Origin of the sequence: Verrucosispora sp. SN26_14.1 (assembly GCF_004307965.1) — a bacterium.
In the GTDB taxonomy this organism is placed as follows: Bacteria; Actinomycetota; Actinomycetes; order Mycobacteriales; family Micromonosporaceae; genus Micromonospora.
In genome coordinates, this window is record NZ_SISL01000388.1 from 1 (window position 1) to 5,460 (window position 5,460).

At 74.0% G+C, this 5,460-nt stretch carries 6 protein-coding genes; 4 read left to right on the forward strand and 2 right to left on the reverse strand.

Annotated elements, in window-relative coordinates:
- Positions 1-908 (forward strand): PH domain-containing protein (locus EYA84_RS25050; protein ID WP_153227117.1); only part of this gene is annotated, 908 nt, incomplete at its 5' end.
- 31 nt (positions 909-939) lie between these two features.
- Here EYA84_RS25050 and EYA84_RS25055 read toward each other — a convergent pair.
- Positions 940-1,971: a phosphatase PAP2 family protein gene (locus EYA84_RS25055; RefSeq protein WP_131055920.1), complete on the reverse strand. Its 1,032-nt coding sequence runs from the start codon at positions 1,969-1,971 to the stop codon at positions 940-942.
- 161 nt (positions 1,972-2,132) lie between these two features.
- Between EYA84_RS25055 and EYA84_RS25060 the strand changes: the two genes are divergently transcribed.
- Positions 2,133-2,537 carry a thioesterase family protein gene (locus EYA84_RS25060; protein WP_131055922.1) on the forward strand — a complete coding sequence of 135 codons (405 nt, stop codon included), beginning with the start codon at positions 2,133-2,135 and terminating at the stop codon, positions 2,535-2,537.
- Complete coding sequence (locus tag EYA84_RS25065) at positions 2,534-3,364, forward strand: MBL fold metallo-hydrolase (RefSeq protein WP_131055924.1); 831 nt, start codon at positions 2,534-2,536, stop codon at positions 3,362-3,364. Before EYA84_RS25060 ends, EYA84_RS25065 begins: the two co-directional genes overlap by 4 nt.
- 18 nt (positions 3,365-3,382) lie before the next feature.
- Here the strand turns inward: EYA84_RS25065 and EYA84_RS25070 are convergent, their stop codons facing one another.
- The gene (locus tag EYA84_RS25070) at positions 3,383-4,318 is read right to left on the reverse strand and encodes a carbohydrate kinase (RefSeq protein ID WP_131055926.1); all 936 of its coding nucleotides are present in this window, start codon (positions 4,316-4,318) and stop codon (positions 3,383-3,385) included.
- A gap of 414 nt (positions 4,319-4,732) precedes the next feature.
- Between EYA84_RS25070 and EYA84_RS25075 the strand changes: the two genes are divergently transcribed.
- Positions 4,733-5,460, forward strand: a 728-nt coding sequence (locus tag EYA84_RS25075; RefSeq protein ID WP_131055927.1) for a lytic polysaccharide monooxygenase, incomplete at its 3' end; no start/stop codon positions are given.

The window sequence follows — 5,460 nt, forward strand, 5'->3', positions numbered from 1 at the left end:
GGCCGGCCGTCGCCCCGGCCCGTCCGGACGCGGTGGCGTCGGGCGAGTCGGCGGACCAGGAGACGGCACCGGCGGACGACGGGGCGGCCGGCCCGCCGCCGGGACGCCCGTTGCACGCGGTCGAGAACCGGGACCTGCTGATCAGCCAGTTGCTGACCCCGCAGGCGTTCCTGCTGCCGATCGGCGTGGCCTTCGTCACCGTGCAGTTCCTGTCCGAGGGATCGTGGTCGTTCATCGCGGTGGCGAGCACGCTGACCGCGATGGCGGGCATCCTGCTGCAACCCGTGCGTCGGGTGCTCGACGACTGGCGGTTCCAGCTCGCGCGGGACGCCGACCGGCTGCGCATCCGCAACGGCCTGCTGGAGACGCGGGTGCAGACGGTGCCGCTGCACCGGGTGCAGACGGTCGGGATGACCTGGCCGTTGCTCTGGCGGATGAAGGGCTGGCTGCGGATGCGCCTGGAGGTGGCGGGCTACGCCGCGGGCGAGGCCGACCAGCGCAACCGACCGGACCGTCTGCTGCCCGTGGGGGACCTGGCGACCGGCGAGATCATCCTCGCCGAGGTGCTGCCCGGGGTCACCCTGGCGTCGTTGCCGCTGGTCCCGCCGCCGACCCGGGCCCGCTGGGTGAACCCGCTGAGCCGTCAGGTGCTCGGCGCGGGGCTGACCGACGAGGTCTTCGCCGTCCGGTCCGGGCTGCTCACCCGCCAACTGACGATGGTGCCGTACGCCCGGTTCCAGAGCGTCCGGGTGGTGCAGGGCCCGATCCAGCGGCTGCTCGGCCTGGCGACCGTGCACGTGGACACCGCCGGTGGGGCCGGCGCGGCGGCGGTCGACCGTGACCTCGCCGACGCCTGGGCGCTGGCGGCGGAGCTGACCGCCCGGGGTCGGGCCGCCCGTCGCGGCTAGGGCGGCCGGCGCCTGCCCGCGCGACGACCGGTCAGTGGGTGGCCGGGACCACCGGTGGTGCGGCCGGTGCGTCCCGGTCGTCCGGAGGTGGGTCGGTGGCGGCGGCCCGGCGGGCCTTGCGGCGCGACCACCACCGCTCGGCCGCGCCGACCGCCAGGAAGGTGATCCCGACGTACGCCCAGCCGACCAGCACGTCGATCACGTAGTGCTCGCCGCTGTAGACCAGGGTGAAGGTCATCGCCAGCGGATACGACAGCAGCAGCGGCCACCACCGGCGTCGCACGGTGTTCATGAAGAACAGCACCACGAACAGCGCGAACGCGGTGTGCAGCGACGGCATCGCGGCCACCGGGTTCGAGGCGAGCTGCCCGGCGTTGAGCAGGTTGCCGGCGCCGTGCATGCCGAACGCCCGCCAGCCCCGGGTGGAGATCCGGGCGACCTCCTCGATCAGCCCGTTCTGCGCCGCCCACCACGGCGGCGCGGCCGGGTACAGGAAATAGGTGACCAGGCCGGTGGCGCAGAGGAAGAACCAGCGCCGCATGAAGGCCGCCCACCGGCTGCGCTCACGCATCCAGAGCACGGTGGCGGCGGCCAGTGCCGCCACGAAGTGCGAGAAGTACACCCAGCTGACCAGGACGTCCCACCACCGCACGTCGGGGTGGTACAGGTGCTGCTGCAACCAGACGGTGGGCACCTGGCCGTCCATGGCCCAGCCGAACATCAACCGGTCCGCCAGGATCAGCTCGTACGCGTGCGGCACCGTCCCGTCGTGGTAGGCGAAGCCCCGGGACAGGTTGTAGGCGACCAGCAGCAGCACCACCGGCACCCAGTCCCGGGCGAAGCGCAGGTGACTGCGCCACGGGCGGGCGGAGTTCCAGGCGATGGTCCCCGCCCAGATCCAGAAGAACGCGTACAGCGGGTCGGTGGGCAGGCCGATGACGAGCCAGCCCGCCACGAAGGCGACGCTCCACAGCGACATCGCGATCACGCGGCGGCGACCGCCGTCGGGTGAGGCGGACGGCTCGGTCGGGGCCGGGGGCTGGGGGTCGGTCACGGCAGACATCGCGGACAAGGTTAACGGCGTACCCTGGGCCGCCCCACGCAGGACCACCTGCGTGCCGCGCCACCGTGTCGGAGCCGCCCACGGCGCTGCGGGCCGAGCCGGACGGGGGCCATCCGACGGCACGCGTCGCCGAGGGTGCGGCGAGCCCCTACGCTGTGGCCATGCAGGTGCAGTCGGATCTCGCCCTGACGCCGGGTCTGTCCGCCCGGGTCGAGTTGACCGTCACCGACGCCGACACCGCCGAGGCGGTCGGCTCCGGTGACGTACCGGTGCTCGGCACCCCCCGGGTGCTGGCGCTGGCCGAGGCGGCCACGGTGGCGGCGAGCGCGCCGCACCTGCCCGCCGGTGCGACCAGCGTGGGCACCCGGGTCGAGTTGACGCACCTGGCCGCCACGCCGGTGGGCCGGACGGTGGTGGCGCAGGCCACCCTGACCACGGTCGACCGGCGCCGGCTGGTCTTCGACGTCGAGGTGACCGAGGGTGGGCAGCGGGTGGCCGAGGGCCGGGTGGAACGGGTCGTGGTCGACCGGCAGCGGTTCGTCGAACGCGCCGGCCGACCGTCGTGACGGTCCGCTTCGTCGAGGTCGCCGACCGGGTGCACGTGCTGTGCGAGCCCCTGCTCGCGGTCAACGTCACGCTGGTGTGCGGCGACGGCGCGGCGCTGCTGGTCGACACGCTCTCCAGCGCGCGGCAGGCCGCCGAGCTGGCCGCCGCCGTACGGGCGGTCACCGGTGACCCGCTGACGATCGTCAACACCCACCACCACTACGACCACTGGTTCGGCAACGCCACGTTCGCCGCCGACCCGCCCCGCCCGGTGTGGGCGCACGACCGCGCCGCCGAGGTGATGAGCGGCGATCCGGACGAGCTGCGCCGCCAGGCGTACGCGGAACTGCGCGACGCGCATCCGGGGCTGGCCGCCGAGTTGGCCGACACGCCGCTGCTGGCACCCACCCGTACGGTCCGGACCGAGGCGACCCTCGACGTCGGCGGCCGACGGGTGGTGCTGCGGCATCCGGGGCACGGCCACACCGACGCCGACCTGGTGGTGCAGGTGCCCGACGCCGACGTGCTGGTCGCCGGGGACCTGGTGGAGCAGTCCGGCCCACCGGCGTTCGAGGACTCCTTCCCGTTGCAGTGGCCCGACGCGGTGGCCGAGTTGCTGCGGTGGACCACCCCGGCGACGGTCGTGGTGCCCGGGCACGGTGAGCCGGTCGACGCCGAGTTCGTCCGGGCACAGCACACCCAGCTGGCCGAGATGGCCTGGCTGATCCGGGCCGGGCACACCGGCGGGGCACCGCCGGAGCGGGTCGCCGCCGAGGCACCCTTCCCGGCCCGCCCGGCGCTGATCGCGGCCCGCCATGGCTACGCCGAGCTGGACGGCACCGCCTGATCCGTGGACCCGGCGCTCTCAGCCGGTGAAGCGCTCGCGGACCTGCGCCCGGGTCGGCATGGCCACGGCCCCGCCCGGCCGTTCGCAGACGAGACCGGCGACGCGCAACGCGAAGGCCACCCGCTCGGTCCAGCCGCCCGGCTCGGCGGGCTCGCCGTCGACGAGCAGGTCGGCGACGAGCGCGGCCATCACCGAGTCACCCGCGCCGGTGGCGTCGACCGCGTGCACCCTCGGCGCGGGTATGCGTACCGGATCGGCGCCGGCGGCGGCGACCACCGCGCCCTCGGGGCCCAGGGTGACCACGACGGTGCCCGCGCCCACCTCGCGCAGGTACGCCGCCACCGACTCCACCGGCTGGCCGGGGTAGAGCAGTTCCGCGTCGGCGGTGCTCAACTTGACCAGGTGCGCACCGGCGGCGAACTCGGCGACCACCCCGCGCAGTTCGGCCAGTGCCTGCGGGCCGTCCAGCAGTCGCGGACGGACGTTGGGGTCGAACACCCGCAGCCCGGGCGCCAGCGACCAGGCCCGGCGGGCGGCGGCCAGGGTGGTCGGCGCCAGCAGCACGATCGACCCGCAGTAGAGCACGTCGGCGTCCTCGACCAGGGTCGCGTCGACGTCGTCGGCGGTGAGCACCGCGTAGGAGGGCGGATCGCCGTAGAAGCGGAAGTCCGGTTCCGGACCGGAGAAGGTGGTGACCGCCAACGTGGTCGGCACCGGGGCGGTGAGCGTCCCGGCCGTGCCGACCCGCTCGGCGGCCAGCAGGTCGCGGATCCGCCCGGCGAGCACGTCGTCGCCGAGCGAGCCGACGAACTGCACCGCGCCCCCGAGGCGGGCGACGCCGACGGCGACGTTCAGCGGGCCGCCGCCGACGGCCTGCCGGAAGACGCGGCCACCCTCGCTCTCGGTGTCGAGCAGGTCGACGAGCGCCTCACCGAGCACCACTGCGTATCCCATCCCGGTCCCTTTCGTCGGCCGTCCGCTGCCGCCCAGGCTGGCACAACGATCCGCCGCCGGGCATGCACGCCACGGTATTGGCGCGTACCGGCCGACGCGAACCGGCGTCGTGCACATCGAGGAACAGCTATTGCGTCGACCGCGTCGGCGTGCTGGGATGGTGGTGCCGGATGGCGCGGGGGCTGCGCGTCATCGGCGCCGGGTCATGGACGCGAGGGCATACGTACGCGTCGACATATCACCGGCGGCATCGTGCCGGGAGGGCATAGACCCCGTGCACACGTCGCCGCTTCGTCGCATTCGCCCCTAGCTGCGGGAGCGAGCTTTCATCCTCCCGCGCGCTTCGGCGGGGCCACCCCGCACGGTGTGCCCCGCGAGTCAGGAGAACCTGTGCACCGACCTCGTCTGGCCGCGATGTTCTTCGCGGCCGTCACCCTCGCCGCGAGCGCGGTCGTCGCCGTGACGGCCAGCCCCGACCCGGCCGCCGCGCACGGCGCGGCGATGACGCCGGGCGCCCGTACGTTCCTGTGCTGGCGCGACGGCCTCTCCCCCACCGGGGAGATCCGGCCGCAGAACCCGGCCTGTTCCGCCGCGGTCGCCCAGTCCGGTGCCAACTCGCTGTACAACTGGTTCAGCGTGCTGCGCTCGGACGCCAACGGGCGGACCACCGGCTTCATCCCCGACGGCCAGCTCTGCAGCGGCGGCGCCACCGGCTTCCGTGGCTTCGACCTGGCCCGTAACGACTGGCCGATCACCCACCTGACCGCCGGCCGGTCCATCGAGTTCCGGTACAGCAACTGGGCGCACCACCCGGGCACGTTCTACTTCTACGTGACCAAGAACAGCTGGAGCCCGACCCGGGCGCTGGCCTGGAGCGACCTGGAGGAGCAGCCGTTCCTGACGGTGACCAACCCGCCGCAGCGCGGCGCGGTCGGCACCAACGACGGCCACTACTACTTCACCGGGACCCTGCCGGCCAACAAGACCGGCCGACACATCATCTACTCGCGGTGGGTCCGCTCGGACAGCCAGGAGAACTTCTTCGGCTGCTCCGACGTGGCCTTCGACGGTGGCAACGGTGAGGTGACCGGGATCGGTGGCGGCACGACCCCGCCGCCCACCACCCCGCCGCCCACCACGCC